Raw genomic sequence first — 21,184 nt, forward strand, 5'->3', positions numbered from 1 at the left:
TCGGCCGAGCACGCGACGAGCGTTGGATGAGGCGATGACCCATGAGCTCCCGAAGAAGATGGCCGACCCTCCCGCGCTCGATCCCCGCCAGAGCCCGCCGCCGCGCCGGCGCCACGCGCTGCTCGTCAACCCGTTTTACCGCAAGGACCCGCACGCGAGCTTCGGCAAGCACGTGCTCACGCCGACCCTGGCGCTCACGAGCGTGGCCGCGGCCACGCCGCCGGACTGGAGCGTCGCCTACTGGGACGAGAACCTGCTCCAGGGACCTCCCCCTCTCGAGCCCTTTCCCAGCGTGGTCGGCATCAGCGTCCACCTCACCTTCGCGCGGCGCGCCTACGAGCTCAGTCGCTACTACCGGCAACGCGGCGCCAAGGTCGTGCTCGGCGGGCTCCACGTGCTCTCCTGCCCCGACGAGGCGGCGCTCCACGCCGACGCGCTCGCGCTCGGCGAGGGCGTCGGGCTCTGGCCGCGCATCCTGGCGGACGCGGACCGCGGCGCGCTCGAGCCGCGCTACTTCGGCAGCTTCACCGCGCCATTCCGAGAGGACCCGCCGCCACGACGCGCGCTGCTGCCGAGGCAGCACTTTCTCACCTCGACGAGCCTGATGGCCACCCGCGGCTGCCACAACCGCTGCGGCTTCTGCTACCTGGCCACCCGCGGGCTCGCGATGCCTTACCAGATGCGCGACCCCGCAGAGATCGCCGCCGAGTGGCGGGCCGAGGGCACGCCGTACGCCGTGTTCCTCGACAACAACCTGAGCTCGAGCCCTGGCTACCTCTCCCGCTTGTGCCAGGCCCTGGCGCCGCTCGACAAGATCTGGAGCGCCGCGGTCAGCATCGACGTCACCGACCGGCCTGAGCTGGTGCGGCAGATGGCGCTCTCGGGCTGCACGGCGGTGTTCGTGGGCTTCGAGTCGCTCCGCGGCGAGAACCTGGCGGAGGCCCGGAAGAAGACGCCGCGCCCGGAGGACTACGCGCGGCGCGTCGAGCTCCTGCACGACGTCGGCATCGCCGTGAACGGCAGCTTCGTGCTCGGCTTCGACCAAGACGGGCCCGACGTATTCGCACGCACGGTGGACTGGATCGAGGCGGCCCGGCTCGAGTGCGCGACCTTCCACATCCTGACGCCGTACCCGGGCACGCCGCTCTACGCGCGTTTGAATGCCGAGGGGCGCATCCTCCACCAAGACTGGGACCTGTACGACACGGCTCACGTGGTGTTCCGGCCGGCCAGGATGAGCGAGCGCGAGCTCGCGGAGGGTTATTCCGAGTGCTATTCGCGCCTATTTTCCGCGGGTTCCATCTGGCGCCGCCGCCCGGCGCGGGCGAGCGAGCTGCCGAGCTACCTGGCGATGAGCGCCCTCTACAAACGCAGCAACGCACTCTGGCCGCTGCTCATCGAGCGAGGGCTCACGGCCCGCGTCTGGCACCCGATGGTGGAGGCCGCGCGGCGCCGCCACGTCGCGTTCCGGCGGCGACTCGCGGCGAGCGGCGCCGCGCGCGGCTACTTCGCGCCTGCTTACGCCGGAGTCTGATCGGGACGCAGCTGCGTCCACCGAGGTCCCTTGTATGTCGACCCGAGATGGAGCTAAAGGAGCGCGCATCATGAACCCTGTACCGAGCCAGAAGCCCGTCGCCGAGCTCGAAGATCCGTGGTTCGCCGAGCCGGCGCCCATCTCCACGGAGCAGCCCACCGTCGCCGACCCCGAGCTCGACGGTGAGTGGTTCGCCCGCGGCCGTCCGCTCTCGAGCCGTCCGCCGCCTCCCGACGCCGAGGCGTGAGCCGTCTTCTCACTCGATGTCGAGTGAGAAGCTGACGACCTTGTCCTTCTCGAAGCCGAGGCTGTTGTAGAAGTTCAGCACGGTCGTGTCCGCCTTCACGAGCGGCGTGATCTTGACCTTCGGCCCCCGCTCGCTGTGCGCCTCGCGCAGCCGCGCCATCAGCTGCTTGCCGATGCCGCGGCCTTGCTGCTCCGGGTGCACCATCAGCTCCTGGATGTAGAGCACGTGCCCCGTCTCGCGCTCGAAGGAATACGCGAGGATGCCGCCGCCCAGGCGCCCGTCCTCCACGGCCACCAGGCAGGAAGCCGGCTCGAAGCGGTAGAACTTCTCGATGTAGGCGCGCGCTCCGTCGAGCGACCACTTCGCGTGGTACGCGGCCAGGTAGAGCTCCGCGACGCCCGCGACGTCGCCGTCCTGCATGCCTCGGATGTCCATGCGCGCGTTCTAGCAGAGCGAACGGGCGCGCGTCAGCTCCCGGCAGCGCGCGAAGGTCGCTACGCAGCGTTTGCGCGCTCTCACTCTTCCTTGGGGACGGAGCTGCTGAGCCGAAGCGGATTCCGCGCCGGGATCCCGGCCCACACCTCCTTGCCGCAGTACGGCGTCAAGGAGCCGGAGACCCGCTTCGCCGAGCCGCGTCGGTGCAGCGCGAGCGCGAGCGAGACCGGCTCGCTGCCGCAAGGACCGCCGCTCACGGCCGGGCTCGAGAGCTTCGCCGTGTAGAGCACCACGTCCGCCTCGGGGAAGCGCTCGAGCCTGCCGTGGCCCGTCAGGGTCGCGAGATCTCCGGCCACGCCGAAGCCGCGGCTGAGCGTCACGCGCACCCCGAGCTCGCCGCCGCGCCGCTCGATGCGCACCTGGGCGTGCTCACGGATGTCGACGTCGAGCTCCAGCGTCTCCACGTCCGGGCTCGCCACCTCGGCGTTGCCGCAGCCGAGCAGCCCGAAGAGCGGGACGAACCAGGTCGAGCGCCTCATCGCGACAGCCTCCGGGCGACGTTCACGCTCCGAGCGACGGCGAGCGCTTGCTCCGCCGTGCCCTCCACCACGTGGAACACCCAGGTGTCACCCTCGCCGTCCGCGAGGGTCTCGTCGCGCATCTCGATGTCGCCGCTCTCGCGGGTGATCTTCGCGGCGAGGTGGACCCGCGCCTGGTCCTTGATCAAGAAGCGGTTCTTGCCCAGGCTCACCAGGCCCGTCGGCAGCGCCAGCTGAAAGCTCTCGAAGCTGAAGTCGCTGCGCCGGTACTTGGCCAGGTTGTCGTCGTCCAGGGCACGGGTGATGACCAGCTCGTCCTCGAGCTCGCCGGGAAAGCCGACGACGATCGCGGTCGAGGTGCCAGGACCGATGGCGAGCTCCAGCCGGTAGTGCCCGGCGCCCAGGCTCTCCCAGCTGGCTAGGACCGGGCGATCCCCCGCCTCGACGCTGGGCTCGAAGAGCGCCGCCACCGCTTCGCCCCGGAGCTCCAGGCTGCTCCCCGAGCTCATCGTGCCCAGCTCGGGATCGATGCTGGCGCTGCCGAAGCCGGCCGCGTCTTTGGCGCGACGGATCACCTCGCGCGCGATGCGCAGCGCCTCCGTGCAGTGCGCGATTCCGTATTCTGCCTCGCCGCGGAACGGGTTGATGCCGGAGGCGTCGGTGACCTGCCCGAGCGCGAGCAGGCGCCAGGCCGCGTCGAGATCGGCCCGGGCGTCGATCCCGGCGACCTTGGCCGCGGTCTCGGCGGCGACGAGCTCGCGATGCCCGAGCGCGCCGAGCGTGCGTACCTCGTTGTCCCGCTCGCCCTCCCAGATCCCCTTGCCGCCCAGCCAGCGCAGGACGCCGTTGGTGCTGTTGGGCTGCCAGGTACCGTCGAAGAGCGGCGGCATCGGCGCGTGCGGCACGCGGTCCTTCAGCGCGTCCACATATTGGTCCACTGTGACGATCTTGTAGCCCTGAGCCTCGAGCCCGAGCAGCTCGTCCTCGTACTTCTTCACCTCCTCGGGCTTGTGCTTGAACACGTCGGGCAGGTAGGGGTTGAGATCTCCGGTCGCGAGCAGCTCGCCGTCGTCGAGGAAGGTCCACGACATGCCGACGTCCACGCTGCCCTGCTGGTAGCTCGCGCCTTTGCCGCCCTGAATCAGGAAGATGTCACCGAAGGCGTAGAGCGGCTCCGCCGGCTTGTCGCCGTGCTGGAAGCTCCACAGGTTCTTCGGCCAGACCATGTTGCGATAGCCGAGGTCGGCCATGCGCGCCGCCAGCGCCTCGCCGGCCTGCCCCTCCTGGCAGAACACCGTGCGCGACAGCGGCACGTCGTGTTTGGTGAAGGTGGCCTGGGTCAAGGCCTGGGAGCGCCGCCAGTCCTCCGCCGGGTAGCCGATGAACAGCTGATCGGAGTAGTGGAAGCTCACCACGTCGATCTGCCCGCTCTTGGCCAGCTTCCGGAGCTTCGCCAGGACCGCCGGGTGACGCGCCGCGAGCACGTCCAGGAAGTAGCCCTGGAGCTCGATGTCCACGCCCCAGCTCGGGTGCTTCTCGTACAGGTCGATCACCGGCGCGAAGCTCTCGGTGACGATCAGGTCCTCGACCGCGTCGTTGTCGAGATCGAGCGCCTCGTTCGGCAGGAACGAGAAGCCCATCATGCCTCCGGCGACGTATTGCACGTTGAAGTGGAACACGCCGAGCGCGTAGCGCTCCTGCGCTTCGCTCCGGCGCACGAACGCCAACACCGAGAGCGCCACCAGGAACGCGAGCACGCTTCGCATGGCTCACGCTCCAGGGAACGGCGGCCAACCCAGGGCCCGCCCGCCCACGACGTGCAGGTGGACGTGAAACACGCTCTGTCCCGCGCCGGCGCCGCAGTTCATCACCACGCGGTAGCCCTTCTCCGCGAGGCCCTCGGCCTTCGCCACTTCGGCGGCCACCCGGAACAGGTGCCCCATGTCGGGCTCGTGCTCGGCCGCCACGTCGTTGATGGTGGACACGTGCGCTCGCGGGATCACCAGCACGTGGGTCGGGGCGACCGGGTTGATGTCGCGGAACGCGAGCGCGCGGTCGTCCTGATGGACGACCGTCGCCGGGATCTCACCCTTCACGATTTTGCAGAATAGGCAGCCGTCCATCTCGACCCGGATGGTACCCGGTCCCTCGGGCCGCGAGCCCTCAAAAAGTCTTCCGAGTGTCGAGCAGGATGGTCACTGGCCCGTCGTTCTCCAGCGCCACCAGCATCTCGGCGCGGAAGCGTCCGGTCGCGACCGCGGCCCCACCCTCGCGACACCGCTGGCAGAAGCGCTCGAACAGCTCGTTGGCCCGGACCGGCTCCATGGCCTCGATGAAGCTCGGGCGCCGGCCCTTGCGCGCGTCGCCGAAGAGGGTGAACTGCGAAACGGCGAGCAGCGCTCCCCCGGTCTCGAGCAGGCTCCGGTTCATCTTGCCCTCGTCGTCCTCGAAGATGCGCAGGCCCAGCACCTTGTCGGCGAGCCCGTCGGCGTCGGCCTCGACGTCGTCGCGCCCGACCCCGACCAGCAGACACAGCCCGGCTCCGATCTCGCCGACGACCTCGTCCCCGACCCGAACGCTCGCCTTCCGAACGCGCTGCACCACGGCTCGCATGCTGCCGGAGCTAGCATGAGCGCTCGGGTCGATCCCAGCCCCGCGGCCGGACCTCACCGCCTCCCACCTGGGAGACGGACTTTCGGCAGGAACGAGCGCTCCGGGAGATAGCCGCGGGTGCGCTCGCAAATCGAGTATCCTGCGGCGGATGCGCCAGCCGGTGCCGAGTGGGGCCCGCCTGCCCTTCACGGGCATGACGTTCGCGTCCGATCTGCACCCGGGCGTGTCGTATCGCCTCGAACGCGTGTTGGGCCAGGGCGGCACCGCCGTCGCCTACCTCGCGACCCGAATGGCGAGCGACGGCGAGTCGCCGGCGGTCGTGAAGATCATCCAACCGCGCATCGCCGTGGAGTCCGGCGAGACGGCGCTGACCATCGTCAAGAAGGAGGCCGTGGCGCTCGGTCGCCTGAACGAGCAGATCCCGCCCACGCCCCACGTGGTGCGACTCATGGACACCGGCACGACCGACTACGAGTACTTCGGTCGCAAGGTCCGCTTGCCCTGGATCGCCCTCGAGTACGTGCACGGCGGCGGTGAGGGCACGACGCTGGAGCAGCGCGTCGACTACGCCGTCAAGAACACCGGCTACGCCTTCGATCCAGAGCGCGCGGCGCGCACCATCGACAGCTTGGCGCGGGGCTTGTCGGAGATCCACGCCGTGGGAGTCGTGCACCGCGACCTCACGCCGGGGAACGTGCTCTGCTGCGGCGCCGGCGACACGGAGCTGTACAAGATCAGCGACTTCGGCATCGCGCGCCCGACGGGCCTGGCGGCGACCTTCGGCGACGCCATCGTCGGCACGCCGGGATACGTCGCCCCCGAGCAGCTCGGCGGCAACAGCCCGCTCAGCGCGCAGAGCGACATCTTCAGCCTGGCGGCCATCGTCTACTTCGTGCTCACCGGCCAGCGCTACTTCGACGTGACCTCGCCCACCCAGGCCATCGTCGCCGTCAGCACCCCGACGCGGCGCACGCTGCTGGAGGCCGCGACGCTCTCGCCCGAGCTGCGCGAGCGCGAGGCGGCCTGTCAGGCCATCGATCTGGCGCTCGCCCGCGCGACCGCGCCCAATCCGGGCGAGCGCCCGCGCTCCGCCACCTTGTTCGTCCAGAGCCTCTTGCCCTGGCTGGCGCGGGACTCCACCGGCGCCAAGCCCAGCCGGCGCTGGATCACCAGCATGGACCTCCTGGCGACCGTGCCGGAGGTCAGCTCGAGCTGGGTCGTGCGCCACCCGCCGGGCGCCGATCGGCTGCTGACCAGCGTGGCCTGGAACGGCAGCGGTCACTGCCTGGCCGCGTCGACCCAGGGCTTGGTCTACTGGGACGGCACGCACTGGGCCGCGGTCCCCACCGAGAGCTGGGGCGAGACGGGACGCGTCCGCTTCGTGCGGCGCCTCACCCCGACCAGCTGGCTCATCGGTAGCGAGAGCGGGGTCCTGTCGGAGTACTCGCGGGAAGGCGTGCGCGAGCTGGCGCGCCTGCCTGACTCGAGCCTGCGCTTGGTGGACGCCCACGGTGAGCTCGGGGATCTGGCGGTGATCGCCGCCGAGGACGAGACCCGCCGCCCCTTCGTCATCGGCTACGCCGCGCGCCGCTTCATGCGCCCGATGCCGGTAGAGGGCGCCGCCAGCGTCTCGGCCATCGCGCGCATCGACGACGAGCGCTGGCTGGTGATCGGGCGCAGCACCAGCGGGCGCTGCTTCGCCGCGATCCATCGGCCGCTGGACTGGAGCATCGTGCCCGTCGAGGCGCCGGAGGGCCGGGCCTTGCTCGCCGTGGCGAGCCGACCGGAGCGCCGCTTGGCGGTCGCGGTGGGGACGGACGGCAGCATCGTGCGCGTCGAGCGGGACAAGACCGAATCACTGAACGTGGAGGGCCGTCCCGATCTGGCAGCCGTCGCCATCGACGTGGTCGGCAACGAGTGGGCGGCCGGCGCGGGCTGCATCTGGACCAACCGCGCTCACCGTGGCTGGAAGCGCGCCTGGGACAACTCCACCTGGCGCCCCCCCTTCATCAGCTTGCTGGCCGAGTCGGGCATGGTCGTGGCCGTCACGGTGGACAGCGGCGTGCTCGAGTCTCGCTCCCTCGCCCTGGACAAGACGCGCCCGGCCTGAGCCCGGAAGCGCCACGCTCCCGGGCTGGGGGATGTCGCCCCGCCCTCACTTCAGGCAGGTGTTGCCGATGGCCGCGCAGTCCGCGTCGCTCATCTTCACCGCGGCGTAGCAGGCGTTGCACTGCTGGACGCTGAGGATGCCCAAGCAAGCCGGCGTGCTGGTCACGGGGTAGCCTTTCAGCTCCGCCTGGATCGTCGCGCACTGCGTCTCCCCGGCGTCCACGACGGGCTGGTACTGACACAGATCGCCGCAGCTGGTGACTGGCCAGGGCAACCCCGAGCCGCCGCCCGAGCCCGCGGCGCCCGCACTGCCGCCGACGCCCGGCAGCCCGCCGGTGCCGCCCGAGGCCTGCCCGGCGCTCCCGCCGCTGTTCGACTGGCCGCCGCTGTTCGACTGGCCGCCGCTGTTCGACTGGCCGCCGCTGTTCGACTGGCCGCCGCTGTTCGACTGGCCGCCGCTGTTCGACTGGCCGCCGCCGCCAGCGGCCGCGCCACCGGTGCCTTCGTCCTTGTCGTCGTTGGCCTCGATGTAGCAGCCGCCGACGAAGCCGAGGCAGGCGAGCAGCGTGGCGAATTTCGAAATGTGAAGGTCGAAGCGATTCATGGTGGTCTCTCCGCGCCCGGGGGTGGAGCCGCGCGCAGTTGAGCCCACAGCAACTGCGGTGCCAGCGCGAAACGCGCAGCTTTTCCCCACAGAACGTCGAGCACCGGCAGGCAATCGCCGGCCAATGGAGGGCCAGGGCCGACCGGGCTCAGACCGGCAGGTGGTAGAGCATGAAGTAGATCGCGACGCCGCTCACCGAGACGTAGAGCCAGACCGGAAGCGCGACCCGAGCGATGCGCTTGTGAAGATCGAAGCGCTCACGGAGGGCCCGCACCAGCGTGACCAGCGCCAGCGGCACCACCGCCGCCGCCAGGAGCACGTGCGGGATCAGGATCGCGAAGTAGATCGTCCGCAGGCTTCCCGTCCCGCGAAACGGGACCGAGCCGACCTGCGCGTGGTGGATCAGGTAGGAAATCAGGAAGATGATCGAGAGGCCGAAAGCGCTCAGCATGCACAGCCGGTGGCGCGCGCGATCCCCGCGACGGATGAAGACCCAGCCCGCCACGAGGCAGAGCGTGGCGGCGCCGTTCAGGATCGCGTTGAGCGTGGCCAGTGTGCCGGGCACCGGGGCCGTCCTAACACGGACGACCCCGGACGGGCGCGGCTCACTGCGGCAGCGCCGTGCAGCAGCCGGTCAGGCAGAACTGACCGCTCGGGCAAGGCGGCTGGCAGGACAGCCCGCAGGCCTGCTTGCCCACCGGGCAAATCTGGCCGCCGCAGGTGCCGCCGGTGCCGGCCGTTCCGCCAGTGCTGACGGTGCCGCCCGTGCCTCCGGTCGTGCCGCCGCTGCCGCCCGTGCCGGTCGTGCCGCCGCTGCCGCCCACGCCGCCGTCGGGAGGCGGCGGGTAGCACTCGGCGGGCAGCGTCGGCTTGCCCAGACAGATTTCGCACTTCTCGCACTTGTTCAGGCAGGCCTGCACCGGGGTGCAGGGCTGGCACTTGGTCGGATCCGCCACGTCCTTGAGCGAGCAGCTGCCGACGTCGTTGATCTCCGAGCCGAGCCACACGTACTTGCCGCCGCCCGCCGGCAGCTCGCAGCAGCCGAAGCAGTCGCAGCCGTTCGGCGTGAGCGGCCCGCAGACGTTCTCGCAGGTCGCGGACTGCTTGGCGTTCAGCTCCGTGCAGCTGCTGGACGTGCCGGGCGTGTTCGCGTTCGCGTTGTACTCGCAGTAGGGCTTGTTGTTCTGGTCCTTGCCCTCCGGCGGGTAGTTCGGTCCGACCGCCAAGGGATCGCAGTTGTGGTTCCAGTAGCAGTTGTCGTTACCCGGACCGGAGTCCTGGTCGAAGTAGCAGTCCACGATGCAGGCCGGGCCCGCCTGACCGGGGATCGAGCCGTAGTACGTGTCCTCGGCGTTGTGGCAGGGCCCGAGGCAATCGGGATCCGCCATGTCCACCTTGCCGTCGCCGTCGTTGTCGAGGCAGTCGCCGCACTTGTAGACCTTGCCCTGGCAGGTGAGCTGCACGCAGGCCGCGGTGCCGCCCGTGCCCGCGGTCGCGCCGGTCCCCGCCGTCGCGCCGGTCCCCGCCGTCGCTCCGGTCCCCGCGGTCGCGCCGGTCCCCGCCGTCGCGCCGGTCCCCGCCGTCGCGCCGCTGCCGCTTGCCCCGGCGCCGCTGGCGCCGCCCACGCCGCTGTCACCGGAGGAGCCGCCCTTTCCACCGGTGCTCGCGTCCTCGTCCGAGCCGCCCCCGCAACCCACACCCATCGCAAACCCGACGACCAGGAGACCTGCCAAATGACGCCAGCGCATCCTCGCAGTTTCCACGATCGAGACGGGGGAGACAAGCGCGCGCTAGTATCGCCGCACAGTGTGCGCGCGAAACCCACATCGAATTCTGCTGCTGATCGCCCTCGCGCTCGCGGCGCTCACCGCGGGCTGTCCTGGCGAGCTCGAAGATCCGGACCGCTTCGGCGAGCCGGACGCGACGCCGGGCGGCGGCGGTAGCACCGCTGGCGACGCCGGAGGCGACGAGTGATCCGCCGACTTCTCGCCCTGCTGGTCGGTCTCGCGCTCGCGCTGGTAGTCCTCGCGCCGGGCGCGGCGCACGCCAGCGACTCGGTCCGCGTCGTGGTTAGCGAGCTCGACGGAGACGACAGCCCCAGCGCGCGCAACGCGCTCGTGCGGTTGCTGCTCTCCCAGTCCGGCGTCGAGCTCGTGAGCCGCGCACACTTCGAGAAGGTCGCCGCTCGGCTCGGCGTGTCGCCGAAGGATGCGAAGGGAAACCAGGCCGTCTGCCGCGCGCTCGGCGTGGCGGTGGTGCTCGAGGGCGAAGTCGATCAGACGGAGGACGGCGTCAGCCTGACGCTGCGCGTCCGCGGCGCGGACGGCGAGGTGGCCGAGACCCAAGAGCTCGCTGCCAAGACCCAGCGCGCGCTGGTGAAGCAGCTCACCGAGTCCGGGTGGCAGAAGCTCGGGGCTGCCATCAGCGACGCCGAGCCTGCGAAGGCCGGAGCGAAGCAGCGCCTGGTGCTCACCGAGCTCAGCGGTCCGAAGGCCGCCGAGGTGCGGGCCGCCCTGGAGAAAGCCCTCGGAAAGAGTCCGACCTTGGAGCTGGTGCCCGAGGCGGAGGCCGCCGCTGCCCGGCCCGAGGAGGCGCAGAAGCCGGCGGATCGCGTGCTCGTGTCCGCAGCCCTGGGGGCAACGGCGCTCTTGCGCGGCGAGATCAAGGTCGCGGGCCGGACGGAGCTCACGCTCAGGGTGCTGAACGGAAAGAACGGCGACGACCTCGGCGAGGTGACGCTCAAGGGCGCCGGGTTGCCCGGGCTTCGGCGCGCCATCGACGCCGACCTGGTCAAGAAGCTCGCGCCGATCCTCGCCGAAGCCGCGCGCCCCACGCCGCCGCGTGAAGAAGCGGAGGAGGAGACCCTGGAGGACGAGCCCGCGCCGAAGCAGCCCACGCTGCGCCCATCGCCGCTGGAGGCGATGCTGGCGCTGCGGGGCGGCACGCGCAACTTCCGCTACAGCGACGATCTGTTCGGCGCGCTGCGCGCTTACAAGATGGGCCCGACACCCGCGGCCTTCGTCGCCGTGCGCTGGTATCCCGCGGCTCACTTCGAAGGCGGCCCCATCGCCCACGTCGGCATCGCCGCCTCCTTCGAGCAGGCCTTCCTGATCGAGAGCCAGGCCGACGGCGAAACGTACCCCACGACCGCCCGCGAGTGGCAGCTCGGCCTGCACGGTCGCCTGCCGCTCGGGGCGCTCGAGCTCGGCGCCGATCTGGGTCTGGGCGAGCACAGCTTCAACGTGGACGACGACCCCAACTTCCCGCTGGTGCCGGACGTCGCCTACCGCTTCGTCCGGCTGGGCGTGGACGCGCGCTACCGCGCCGGCAGCTTCTCGGTCGGAGGGAGCTTCGGCTACCGACACGTCAGCGAGGCCGGCACGGTGGAGACCGCCGCCTGGTTCCCGCGCTTGGAGGTAGCCGGGCTCGATGCCGGGGCCTTCGCCGGCTACGCGCTGATCCCCCGCCTGGACGTGCTCGCCGGCGCGCTCTACCGGCGCTACTGGTACAGCATGAACCCCGAGCCCGGCGATCGCTTCATCGCGGGCGGCGCGCTCGACAGCTACATCAGCGGCTGGATCGGCGTCGGCTACCAGCTGTCTGCCGACTGACCGTGCACGAATCCAACGCAAGCTCTGGGCGCGGGCGGCTCGAGGTGATCCTCGCCGCGCTGTGCTTCTCCACCGGCGGCGCCGCCATCAAGGCCACGGCGCTCACCAGCTTCCAGGTGGCGAGCTTCCGCTCCGGCGTCGCGGCGCTGGCCATGCTGGCGCTCTTGCCCGCGGCGCGCGCGCGCTGGTCGTGGCGGGCGGCCCTGGTCGGGCTCGCCTACGCGACCACGATGGTGCTCTTCGTCAGCGCGAACAAGCTGACCACCGCGGCCAACACCATCTTCCTCCAGTCTTCGGCGCCGCTCTACGTGCTCCTGCTCTCGCCGCTGGTGCTGAAGGAGCGAGTCCGCCGCCAAGATCTCCTCTACATGCTCGTCCTGGCCGGCGGGCTCGCGCTGTTCTTCGTCGGCGTGCGCGCGCCTGACGCGCTCGCGCCCAATCCCGTGCTCGGCAACGTGCTGGCCACCACAGCCGGTCTGTCCTGGGCGCTCACGGTGTTCGGCCTGCGCTGGATCGAGCAACGCGAGCCCGAGCGTGGCGGCGCGCGCGCCGTCTTGCTCGGCAACCTCGTGGCCTTCTTCGCCTGCTTGCCCTGGGCGCTGCCCGTCGCTGCCCTGTCGCTGAAGGACGCCGGCGTCATCGCCTACCTCGGCTTGATCCAGATCGGCCTCGCCTACCTGCTCTTGATGCGCGCCGTGCAGTCGGTGCCCGCGCTCGAGGCCTCGCTCCTCTTGCTCGTCGAGCCGGTGCTGTCGCCGCTCTGGGCGTGGCTCGTGCACGCCGAGTCGCCCGGCGCGTGGTCGCTCGCCGGCGGGGCGGTCATCCTGGGCGCCACCGCGGCGCGCACGACCTTCGATTTCCTGAAGGCGCGGCGCCTGCGCGAGCTCGGTCGCGGGGCTCACCAGGCATAGGTCGCCGACACGCTGACGGGCAGCACCCAGCGGCTCTCCTCCGACGCCAGGCCCGAGCCGTAGTCGTACGAGCGCTGCTTCACCGAGTAGAACGGGGCCTCGGCGCGCAGTCCGACGATCATGCGCGAGGAGTGCAGGCGCATCGCCTCGATGCCCAGCTCGCCGAAGGCCGACAGACCCGAGCCTTCCAGCGACGGCTCACCCGAGTCGGCGTCCCCAACCTCGAGGTCCAGGTAGCCCACCGCGAGGCCGCCCCCGACGAACACGGAGGTGTCCCCGGCGGAGAAGAAGTAGCGACCGCCCACGCCGGCGCTGGCTGCACGCAGCGACTTGTCGCCGGCGCCGATCGCCGTGCGCAGCGAGAAGCCGTAGCCGTAGTCGGGCGTCTCGTAGTAGCCGATGAGCTCGATGCCGGGGCTCATCCATCGGTTCTCGGTCGGCGCACTCGTGCCGACGATGCCGAGACCCCAGAGGAACTCGCCGGACTTCTTCTCGTACTTGCGCGTCTCCTCTCCCACCAGGTTGTCGACCTTCTGGCTGCTCTCCAACGACTCGTCCTGCACGATGGCCCGAGCGATGCGCGGCGCGACGACCGGCACCTGCTCCACGCCGTTCACCGTGATCCGGCGCGAGCGCTTCACCGTCCCGAGCGGCGCCTCGTAGGTCACCCGCACCACCAGCTGCGACCCCAGGCGGTCGAAGTGAACGCGGTACGCGTTCGCGCTGGGCGTACCCGCAGCGAGCTGCGCCACCCCCTGGGCGCGGATCTCGTCGCACACGATCTGTCCGCCCGTCGCCGCCGACGCCGGGTCGAGCCCGTTGTTGAAGGTGAGGCAGGTCGTCCCTGTAACCGCGCCGGGCGGCGGCGGCTGCGCGGGCACCGGCGCCGGCGCGGGCGCCGGCGTCGCGGCGGGTGCGTCGGTCGCCTCGGCCGCGGGCTCGTCAGCGAGGGCCGGCGTGGGAGCGAGCGCGGCGAAGAAAGCGGCGGCCAGGAGCGTCCAGCGGAGGTTCTCGGAGGTGTTCATGCCCCGCCCAAGAGCAGCCTCCGTGCCCGCCTCCCCGCGAAGCGTCCGACGCGGGGGTGAGCTGAATGATTTCAATGAGGCTCAACCTCTCTTCGGCAGATCCACGGCAAATCTCACTGCGAATCTGTGAATCCGCCGCCACTGGACGTGTAGTGGTTCAACCACTCTGGGGTGTTGCCGGCTCCCAGCGGGAAGGCGATGGTGCTCGCGCGGAGGGGCGCCCGGCCGACGAACCATGGACCCTGAGATCAAGAGCTCGCTCGATGCCCTGGGCATCACCCCCAAGAACTATCGCGTGCTGATGCTGCTGCCGCTGGTCTACGTGGCCTGGGCCGACGGGCACATGGACGAGGTCGAGATCGCGGTGCTCGACGACATCGCCAAGGAGCGCTTCATGCTCGACGCCCGCGGCCTCGCGATCCTGGACGGCTGGCTCGGCGCGCCGATCCCGAAGCAGTACTTCGACGAGGGGATGCAGACGCTATTTCTGATGGCGCAGACCGAGACCGGCGAGCCCCTGGTGCACGCCGAGGATCTGCACGAGCTGCTCTCGCACGCGGAGGCAGTGGCCCGCGCCACGGCGGCCTCCCTGGACTCGCCCACCAACGTGTCACCCGAAGAGGAGGCAGCGCTCGCCGAGATCGCCGGACTGCTCCACCTCGACAACGGCGTCAGCTGGCGGCGCCTGCTCGACGAGCTCGACGCGGGACCGGCCTCGGTGGCGCGGGGTCGCGCGCCGAAGTCGCGGCGGGCTTAGTCACTTCGACAGAGGCGTGCGTTTCTTCGCCGGCGTGCGCTTCAGCGTGAGACGCAGCACCTCCTCACCCCGCACTACGGTCAGGCGAACCGTGGTGCCGACCCCGCCAGAGAGGTTCTCGTGCAGAGCCTTGGCGTCGAGCTGCCGGACGTCGATGCCGTCGACCAAGAGGATCTCGTCGCCCTCGCGCAGGCCCGCTTTGTCCGCCGCCAGGCCTTCGGGCACCTCGTGCACGATCAGACGGCCGTCGTCCTGCTGGGCGAACACCGCGCCCACGGTGCCCTGCGTGCCCGCGCAGGATAGGTAGAAGCCCAAACAGGCGACGAGGAACGAGGCGCGTTTCACGAGCGATAGCCGGCGTTGACGTCGACGTAGCCGTGGCCGAGATCCGAGGTCAGGTAGCTCGCGCGACCGGGTCCGTCACCGAGCGCGAGGGTGATGGTGTAGCTCGGGCCGGCGAGGATCTCCGCCGCGCGCTTCTCGGCGTCGGTCCCCACGGCCACGCCGCCCTCGACGATCACCACGTCGTTCACTCGGATCTCCGCCCGCCTCGGGTCGAAGGCCACCCCGGCTCGCCCTGCCGCGGCGAGCAGCCGGCCCCAGTTCGCGTCGTTGCCGAACAGCGCCGTCTTGACCAGCAGGGAGGTGGCGACGGTGCGCGCGACGATTCGCGCCGCGGCGGCGTCGCCCAAGCCCGTCACCACGATCTCGGCTACGTGGTTCGCTCCCTCGCCGTCGGCCACCATGGCCCGCGCCAGCTCGCCGCACACGCTCTGGAACGCCGCGCCGAGCTCCGCCTCGGTCGGTGCGCTGCCGCTCTTGCCCGAGGCCAGCGCGAGCACCGTGTCGTTGGTGCTGGTGTCGCCGTCCACGCTGGCCGCGTTGAAGGTCAGCTCGGACGCCGCCTCGAGAACACGCTGGAGGGCCGCGTGCTCGACCCGCGCGTCCGTGAACAGGAACGCCAGCATGGTGGCGTGAGGCGGCCCGAGATCGGGGTGGATCATCCCCGCCCCCTTGGCGATCCCGAGCACCGAGCCTCCCCCCGGGAGCTCCGCGCTCGCGAGCTTCGGCCCGCGATCGGTGGTCAGGATGGCGCGCGAGAACGCGTCCCAGCCCTCCACCGACAGGCCCGCGACCAGCTCGCCGGCTTTCGCCGCGATCTCGTCGGCGGGCAAGAGCGCGCCGATCACACCCGTGGAGGCCGGCAGCACCTCGTCCGGCTCGACGCCGAGCGCCCGCGCCACGGCGGCGGTCGAGCCGAGCGTCGCCGCTTCACCCGGCGCACCGGTGCAGGCGTTCGCGCAGCCCGCGTTCACCAGCACGGCGCGCGCGCGGCCCGCCACCACCCGCCGCATCGCGACCTCCACCGGCGCCGCCCTCACCAGGTTCCGCGTGAAGACACCGGCGGCGACCGCGCGCTCGTTGCTCACCGCGAGCGCGAGGTCGATGCGCCCGTCCTTGCGGATCCCGGCCGAAACTGCTGCGAAACGAAACCCCGAAGGGACTCTCATCAGGCTCACTTGACTCACCCGAGCGCGTGCGTATTCTCGCGCGCCCCAACAGGGTCGCCAGCTTAGCTCAGTGGTAGAGCAACGGTTTCGTAAACCGTAGGTCTCGAGTTCAAGTCTCGAAGCTGGCTCCAGGAGATTGCAGCGGAATCCCGGATGGCTTGCTGCACGGGTGCAGCAAGCGATGCAGCAAACGCAACGGTCTGGACGTCGAGCCGAATGGTCTCGATCGCCTTCCGCATGACCTCCAGGTCGGTCGCGCTGTAGTGCCGCTTCCGGACGCTCTTCCCGGCCTGACCCAGCAGCCGATCGACGATGTCGCCGGGCACCTCGTTCGCCTCGAGCCAGCTCGCGAAGCTCCGCCGGGTCGCGTGGAAGTCGATCGGGTACTCGCCCGCGTACTTGGTGGGGCAGCCAGCGGCCTCGAGGTCTTCGCGGAGGAGCTCGGCGCTTCGGGGGCGATGGGGGTGGCCGTGCTCGTCGGCGAAAACCGGGTCGGTGGGTTGGGGCTGGCGTCCGACGAGGAGGATCCAGCCGTGGGACTTCCAGGTCTTCAGGGCATCGGCGGCGAGCGAGTGGAGCGGGAGCACGCGGTGGGCGTGCTTGGTTTTCGGGCGGGTGACCTTCAGCGCGCGCGTGGAGACCTGCTTGGCGACGCGCACGGTGGAGTCGTCGAGGTCGGCCCAGGTGAGACCGGCGAGCTCGCCGTCGCGCATGCCGCTGGTGAAGGCCAGCAGGTAGCGAACGCGGCGCTCTTCCGGGGGTTTCTCGGACTTCAGGAGTCGTTGGGCTTCGGCGATTGAGAGATGCACGATGACGTTCTCGCCAGCGCGCGTTTCCGCGGCGGGGATCTCGGCGCTGACCAGGGCGGCGCGGGCGGCGTTGGAGGGAATCAGCTCTTCGCCGACGGCGTCGTCGAGGGCGTCCCGAAGAGTTGCGACGATGTTGCGGATGGTGTGGGCGGCGAGAGGGCGAGGCGTCTGCGACGATTTCGCGCCACGCGGAGTCACCGTCTTCGTGCGCAAGCCGACCACGAAGTCCCGGACCTGCTTCGGCCGGAGCTGGGACAGGAGCGACGCACCGAGCGCGGGCTTCACGTGGAGCTCGAGGTGGCCCTTGTTGTTGGCCAGCGTGGACGCGCGGACCTTCGGGTTCTTCTCCCGATGTTCGACCCAGCGGTCGAGGTAGTCAGCCACCGTGGACTGCGAGTGGCTCGTGGTTGCGGCCTGCTCGCGCAGCCATTCGCGGGCCCAGTCCTCCGCCGCGCGCTTCGTTCGAACCCCCGCATCGCGCGGGATGCGCTTGTCGCGCCACTTCTCGCCGTCCTTGAATCGCAGCATCCAGTCGCCGCTGTCGCCGCGCTGGTAGACGCTCCACGAGGCGGTCACGCTGCCCTCCCGGCCAGCGCCTGCTCGAGCTGGGCCACGCTCACGCGAACGCCGCCGCCCGGCAGGCGAACGTGCGGCAGGCGACCGGCGTCGAGCCAACGGCGCGCGGTGCGCTGCGACACACCGAGGCGCTCGGCGACCTGCGGGAGCGAGAGGTAAACGATCTCGGGCGCGGGCTGCGGCTTGGCTTCCTCCCGAAGCTCCTGAAGCTCTCGCCGGGTTTCTGCTAGCTCGGTGCGCAGCTCTTCGAGCACGCCGACCAGCGGCTTCTGGGCCTCGATGATCGCGGCCGCCACGAGATCGGAGAACACATCAGACGCCATCCAGCCACTCCCCAAACGCACCCGGAATATAATCAAGTAAGCGTAAACAAGCAACGCTTTTCTCGCTGCGACTTGACGATTTCGGCAGCGTGGGCGAACACTCCCGAGCGATGGCTGCGAAGCGATCGCCCGGCCGGCCAAGAAAACGCGAGACCAAGTTCTCGCGCTGGATCGACGCCTCCAAGATGAACCGCGACGAGGTCGCCGTCGCGCTCGGGATAAACCGCACTCACCTGGACAAGGTCTGCCGCGGTGGATGCCGTCCTGGGCTTGCTCTCGCTCTCCGGATCGAAAAACTCACGCAGGGCGCGATACCGGCGGCGGAGTGGCTGAACGTGCGGATCGAAGGTTCGTAGACGAATAAATCGTCGTCGTCGTCGGGCCTGTGGACTTGTGGGCAAGCCGCAGGCTTGTCCAAGCGCCTGGGGACAAGCGAGGCGGACATCGACGTGAAGTGACGGCTTGTCCCCCAGGCGCGGCAAGTCCACAGGCCGTCCCAGGTCACTACGTCTTCGCCCGCCGACGACTTCGGGAGCCCACGTCCGCGCGTAGACCCAGCTCCCACGCACTCAGAGCCGCCGAACGGAGCGCCTCGTCGTCCACCGCAGCGGCTGGGTCGCCAAGGGCTGCGCGAACGCGCGCAACAAGATTCGGCTTCGAGAAAAGGCGGACGACGTCCCGTACCCTGAACCAGTCCGCGGCGAGACCGGGCAGGGGCCGTTCTGCGAGGAGCTCGACTCTCACGGACCGGTAGCCAAAGTCTGAGACGGTCTCGTCCACGACTTGACCGAGGTACCCGCGTGCAAGGACGAAGTCCCCTACGCTAACAGCAGCTCGGAAGTTCAAGGACTCCATCAGCCGGGTCGGCTCTTGATTGGAGTCGAGCACCGTCGCGATCTGTGTGAGCGGTGGCACCGGAGGTCGGCCCAGCAGCTCGTGAACGCGACGCATCACGCACAGGCCCATCAGACCGAGCTTGGTTCCTTCGACCACTACCGTGCTATCCCGCGAATGGTCGACCGAATCTGCACCCGCGCGAAAGTGGATGCTCTCGCTGGGACTCCCGAATGCCTCACCGTAGGTGGTGCCGATCGCAAGTCGCTCGAAGTCGGTCATCAAGGGCAGGGCCCGAACAACCCGCTGGCGGGCCGATGTCAGAGTTCGTTGCCAGTCATCCGCGCGAGCCGGCCGCGCGGACGCACGGGCGTACCAGGCGTCGCTGGCGTCCACCAACGACTCGACCTTGCGGGCTTCTTCCACCGTCATCTCGATCGTCGCGCCGATCCAGGCGCTGGGCATGCCGTGAAACTCCGCGAGCTCTTGGTTGAAAGCCGCCGCCCGCACCAGCTCCTCAAGAAGAAGAAAGTGCTTGTAGACTTCCGGCGTGTCCTTCCGCGAGAACAGCACGAGTTGAACAAGGAGCTCGCAAAGTCGACGCGTTCGCAAGCGTTCTTCCTCGAGCAACACGGCTTCGATCGCTCGTTCGATGCAGTCGATATCATCCGCCTCGGCCGAGCGAGGCTCATCATCGGCGAGGAATCCGTCGAGCTTCATGAGGAACACGCACGCTTTGAGCACTTCGTCGAGCGCCGTCCACAAGAAGAACTCGCGCGGCATTCGGTGGAAGGTGTGAGTGCGGAAGGTCGCCTCGTCGATGCCGACGTGCCTTCTGGCAGCCTCAACGGCGGGCAGGAGCAACGTGGTTGCGACGCCCCAGCGTTCTTCGGCGCCGTTTCGCGATGCAGAGGGTGGAGATGTGACTTCGCGTGACATGAGACGAGCGGTCGGTTCACACGCGCACGGGGAGCGAGCGCCCGCGCGACGCGGGTCGCAACGAGGTTGATGCGTACGCGGTCGGCATCTCGTTCCACGTTCGCCCGTCGAGCAGTCGACCTGCCTTCTTCTTGTTTTTGCCGCCCCACTGCTTGAAGAAGAACGGCACGCCAGCGCGTGCGCACTGGTCGCGGATGTTGGTCACCCAGGCTGGGTCCATCGGCCGCGCTCCATGACCGGATTCGCCACCGACGATTACCCAGTCGATGTCCTTGAGCTTCAATTTGGGCAAGGGGCCCAAGAGCGGCTCGAGGGAGAGGAACTTGACGTGCGCGCCGGTCTTGCGAAGGTCGTCGATGCGGTCGATGTGGTCGGCGCTCTCGACGCTAACCCCCATCCACACGTTCGCGGGCCACTCGATCGCGCGGCTCAACTCGACGAGCCGGCGCGCGCGCTTCGTGAGCACCTGAAAGCGGTGCCAGTGCGCGCGTCGCATGACGTCAAAGACACGCTGGATGTACTCGAAAGGCACATCCTTGTGGAACAGGTCGCTCATCGAGTTGACGAAAATCGCCTGCGGCTTCTTCCACCGCAGCGGAAGCTCCAGCATCTGCGGCTGCAACGTGAGCTCGAAGCCGTTCCTGTAGTTCGCCTGGCCCATCGCCTGCAGCCGTTCCGCCATGCGTTCGGCGTAGCAGTACTTGCAGCCCGGACTGATCTTGCTGCACCCCGTGACCGGGTTCCACGTGGACTCGGTCCACTCGATGCCGGAGCCGAGCGCCATCAGGGCACATCCCTCAGTCGCTTGAGTGTGTGGTTGGCGATGCGCAGCGCGATGTCCTTCCCGCGCTCGTTGCCCACCGCGAAGCAGAGGAGGTACAGCGGGTTGTTCGCCGAGTTCCAGAGCACTCCCGGCTCCTCGACGACGCCCGCGAACACCTGCTTCAGGCGGTCGTTGAAGTAACGAGCCATCACGTCCATCGACGCCTTTACCTGGACTTGGTCATCGCCGAAGAGCGTCGGCTTCGTCTCGACCTTATAGAACTCCTCGTACCACGCCGTGGTGCCGAGAAAGGCGTCCATTCGCTGACGCCACGACTCCGGCAACCTGCCGGACTTCGTTGCGAGCCGGTTCATCCCCATTCCGAGCGGCACGAGCAGCCAGAGGTCGATCGCCTTCGTGGCAGCAACGGCCTCGATCGTCTTCCACTCGACTTGCATTCCGTAGGGGTCGAGGAACAGCACCGCGCGACGAGACTTCCAATTGTCGGGTGACCCACAGAGCCTCTGGATCTCCTCGTTCGCTTCACCCTGGCGGACCGCGATGTCGCCGGCGAGCGCGGGGAACTCTGCCTTCAAGCTTTCGAGCTGTGAGCAGCGCTCCGGGCTCCGCTCGATGAAGATGTACTTGTCGAAACGGGGCTCGACCTGCAGCGCAAGCCTCGCTGAGCCGTCGAGCAGCTTCTGCGGTGAGGGCTCGGCGAGATCGGGAAACAGCAGCGTCTCAGTCGCCTCGCCCGTCCCGCGCTCGCGCGCCGTGCGAGAGCCGGTGCCGGCGAACGCGTCGATGTACGCCTTGCGGAACGGCTGGCCGCCACTCGGCTTGTCCTTCAACGCCTTGGTGTACGCGGCCAGGTAGTCCCTGAGCACGTCGAGCTTCGCCTGGGTCCAGTCCCCTCCGAAACGATGGGCGTTCCCCTTGGACGTGGATCGCGACTTCGCCATGATACTGACCCTACGTTCAGTATACCCCGCCTGCGGTATCACGCAGCAGCAAAGTACCTGAGATCCCGAGAACATTGAACTC

At 69.5% G+C, this 21,184-nt stretch carries 23 protein-coding genes, 1 tRNA gene and 2 pseudogenes; 10 read left to right on the plus strand and 16 right to left on the minus strand.

All coding sequences use genetic code 11. The features are described 5' to 3' along the window. Window positions 1-34 precede the first annotated feature (34 nt). Together HS104_24165 and HS104_24170 are read left to right on the plus strand one after the other, a co-directional pair. Window positions 35-1,534: a radical SAM protein gene (locus HS104_24165; protein ID MBE7483057.1), complete on the plus strand. Its 1,500-nt coding sequence runs from the start codon at window positions 35-37 to the stop codon at window positions 1,532-1,534. A 70-nt stretch (window positions 1,535-1,604) separates the two neighbouring features. Beyond that, window positions 1,605-1,781, plus strand: a complete 177-nt coding sequence (locus HS104_24170; protein ID MBE7483058.1) for a hypothetical protein — start codon at window positions 1,605-1,607, stop codon at window positions 1,779-1,781. 9 nt (window positions 1,782-1,790) lie between these two features. Here HS104_24170 and HS104_24175 read toward each other — a convergent pair whose 3' ends face one another. From HS104_24175 to HS104_24195, 5 genes are all read right to left on the minus strand, one after another. Next, window positions 1,791-2,216, minus strand: a complete 426-nt coding sequence (locus tag HS104_24175; GenBank protein ID MBE7483059.1) for a GNAT family N-acetyltransferase — start codon at window positions 2,214-2,216, stop codon at window positions 1,791-1,793. 80 nt (window positions 2,217-2,296) lie between these two features. Further along, window positions 2,297-2,755, minus strand: coding sequence for a hypothetical protein (locus HS104_24180; GenBank protein ID MBE7483060.1), 459 nt, complete (start codon window positions 2,753-2,755; stop codon window positions 2,297-2,299). After that, a complete protein-coding gene (locus HS104_24185; protein MBE7483061.1) occupies window positions 2,752-4,521 on the minus strand; it encodes a hypothetical protein in 1,770 nt (589 codons plus the stop codon). The genes HS104_24180 and HS104_24185 overlap by 4 nt, the downstream gene beginning before the upstream one ends. A gap of 3 nt (window positions 4,522-4,524) precedes the next feature. Next, complete coding sequence (locus HS104_24190) at window positions 4,525-4,878, minus strand: histidine triad nucleotide-binding protein (GenBank protein MBE7483062.1); 354 nt, start codon at window positions 4,876-4,878, stop codon at window positions 4,525-4,527. 40 nt (window positions 4,879-4,918) lie between these two features. Continuing rightward, window positions 4,919-5,368 carry a D-tyrosyl-tRNA(Tyr) deacylase gene (locus HS104_24195; GenBank protein ID MBE7483063.1) on the minus strand — a complete coding sequence of 150 codons (450 nt, stop codon included), beginning with the start codon at window positions 5,366-5,368 and terminating at the stop codon, window positions 4,919-4,921. A gap of 148 nt (window positions 5,369-5,516) precedes the next feature. On the opposite strand from HS104_24195, the gene HS104_24200 reads away from it, so the two are divergent. Further along, complete coding sequence (locus tag HS104_24200; GenBank protein MBE7483064.1) at window positions 5,517-7,478, plus strand: protein kinase; 1,962 nt, start codon at window positions 5,517-5,519, stop codon at window positions 7,476-7,478. Between the two features lie 45 nt (window positions 7,479-7,523). Here the strand turns inward: HS104_24200 and HS104_24205 are convergent, their stop codons facing one another. The 3 genes and pseudogenes from HS104_24205 to HS104_24215 form a co-directional block, all read right to left on the minus strand. Next, a complete protein-coding gene (locus HS104_24205; protein MBE7483065.1) occupies window positions 7,524-8,081 on the minus strand; it encodes a hypothetical protein in 558 nt (185 codons plus the stop codon). A gap of 148 nt (window positions 8,082-8,229) precedes the next feature. Next, entirely contained in the window at window positions 8,230-8,646 is a 417-nt protein-coding gene (locus HS104_24210; protein ID MBE7483066.1) for a DUF420 domain-containing protein, read from the minus strand. Window positions 8,647-8,803: 157 nt separating this feature from the next. Continuing rightward, window positions 8,804-8,911 (minus strand): annotated as a pseudogene (locus HS104_24215) (bacteriocin microcin). A gap of 976 nt (window positions 8,912-9,887) precedes the next feature. Between HS104_24215 and HS104_24220 the strand changes: the two are divergent. From HS104_24220 to HS104_24230, 3 genes are read left to right on the plus strand one after another with little or no spacing between them, the layout of a single operon-like run. Further along, entirely contained in the window at window positions 9,888-10,055 is a 168-nt protein-coding gene (locus tag HS104_24220; protein ID MBE7483067.1) for a hypothetical protein, read from the plus strand. Continuing rightward, window positions 10,052-11,692 carry a hypothetical protein gene (locus tag HS104_24225; protein MBE7483068.1) on the plus strand — a complete coding sequence of 547 codons (1,641 nt, stop codon included), beginning with the start codon at window positions 10,052-10,054 and terminating at the stop codon, window positions 11,690-11,692. The genes HS104_24220 and HS104_24225 overlap by 4 nt, the downstream gene beginning before the upstream one ends. A 2-nt stretch (window positions 11,693-11,694) precedes the next feature. Further along, window positions 11,695-12,603, plus strand: a complete 909-nt coding sequence (locus tag HS104_24230; protein ID MBE7483069.1) for an EamA family transporter — start codon at window positions 11,695-11,697, stop codon at window positions 12,601-12,603. Here HS104_24230 and HS104_24235 read toward each other — a convergent pair. After that, window positions 12,591-13,628: a hypothetical protein gene (locus HS104_24235; protein MBE7483070.1), complete on the minus strand. Its 1,038-nt coding sequence runs from the start codon at window positions 13,626-13,628 to the stop codon at window positions 12,591-12,593. The genes HS104_24230 and HS104_24235 overlap by 13 nt on opposite strands. A 235-nt stretch (window positions 13,629-13,863) precedes the next feature. Here HS104_24235 and HS104_24240 point away from each other — a divergent pair, with 235 nt between their 5' ends. Further along, a complete protein-coding gene (locus HS104_24240) occupies window positions 13,864-14,385 on the plus strand; it encodes a TerB family tellurite resistance protein (protein MBE7483071.1) in 522 nt (173 codons plus the stop codon). Here HS104_24240 and HS104_24245 read toward each other — a convergent pair whose 3' ends face one another. Then, entirely contained in the window at window positions 14,386-14,730 is a 345-nt protein-coding gene (locus tag HS104_24245; GenBank protein MBE7483072.1) for a PDZ domain-containing protein, read from the minus strand. Beyond that, window positions 14,727-15,896, minus strand: a complete 1,170-nt coding sequence (gene argJ, locus HS104_24250; GenBank protein MBE7483073.1) for a bifunctional glutamate N-acetyltransferase/amino-acid acetyltransferase ArgJ — start codon at window positions 15,894-15,896, stop codon at window positions 14,727-14,729. Before argJ ends, HS104_24245 begins: the two co-directional genes overlap by 4 nt. Window positions 15,897-15,952: 56 nt before the next feature. Between argJ and HS104_24255 the strand changes: the two genes are divergently transcribed. Beyond that, a tRNA-Thr gene (locus tag HS104_24255) sits at window positions 15,953-16,027 on the plus strand. A gap of 333 nt (window positions 16,028-16,360) precedes the next feature. Next, complete coding sequence (locus HS104_24260; protein MBE7483074.1) at window positions 16,361-16,696, plus strand: hypothetical protein; 336 nt, start codon at window positions 16,361-16,363, stop codon at window positions 16,694-16,696. A 228-nt stretch (window positions 16,697-16,924) separates the two neighbouring features. Here the strand turns inward: HS104_24260 and HS104_24265 are convergent. Continuing rightward, window positions 16,925-17,233: pseudogene (locus tag HS104_24265) on the minus strand (hypothetical protein). A 44-nt stretch (window positions 17,234-17,277) separates the two neighbouring features. Continuing rightward, a complete protein-coding gene (locus HS104_24270) occupies window positions 17,278-17,592 on the minus strand; it encodes a helix-turn-helix domain-containing protein (protein MBE7483075.1) in 315 nt (104 codons plus the stop codon). Between the two features lie 122 nt (window positions 17,593-17,714). Here HS104_24270 and HS104_24275 point away from each other — a divergent pair, with 122 nt between their 5' ends. Next, window positions 17,715-17,960, plus strand: a complete 246-nt coding sequence (locus HS104_24275; GenBank protein MBE7483076.1) for a hypothetical protein — start codon at window positions 17,715-17,717, stop codon at window positions 17,958-17,960. Window positions 17,961-18,108: 148 nt separating this feature from the next. On the opposite strand, the gene HS104_24280 is transcribed toward HS104_24275, so the two are convergent. Genes HS104_24280 through tcmP form a run of 3 tightly spaced genes read right to left on the minus strand, consistent with a single transcriptional unit; the run spans window position 18,109 to window position 21,102 of the window. Continuing rightward, window positions 18,109-19,377 (minus strand): hypothetical protein, encoded by a 1,269-nt coding sequence (locus HS104_24280; protein ID MBE7483077.1) that lies wholly within the window; start codon window positions 19,375-19,377, stop codon window positions 18,109-18,111. A gap of 16 nt (window positions 19,378-19,393) precedes the next feature. Beyond that, complete coding sequence (locus tag HS104_24285) at window positions 19,394-20,161, minus strand: phage Gp37/Gp68 family protein (protein ID MBE7483078.1); 768 nt, start codon at window positions 20,159-20,161, stop codon at window positions 19,394-19,396. Beyond that, window positions 20,161-21,102 carry a three-Cys-motif partner protein TcmP gene (gene tcmP, locus HS104_24290; GenBank protein ID MBE7483079.1) on the minus strand — a complete coding sequence of 314 codons (942 nt, stop codon included), beginning with the start codon at window positions 21,100-21,102 and terminating at the stop codon, window positions 20,161-20,163. Before tcmP ends, HS104_24285 begins: the two co-directional genes overlap by 1 nt. Between the last annotated feature and the right edge of the window lie 82 nt (window positions 21,103-21,184).

The sequence above is a fragment of the Polyangiaceae bacterium genome (assembly GCA_015075635.1).
Classification (GTDB): Bacteria; Myxococcota_A; Polyangia; order Polyangiales; family Polyangiaceae; genus JADJKB01.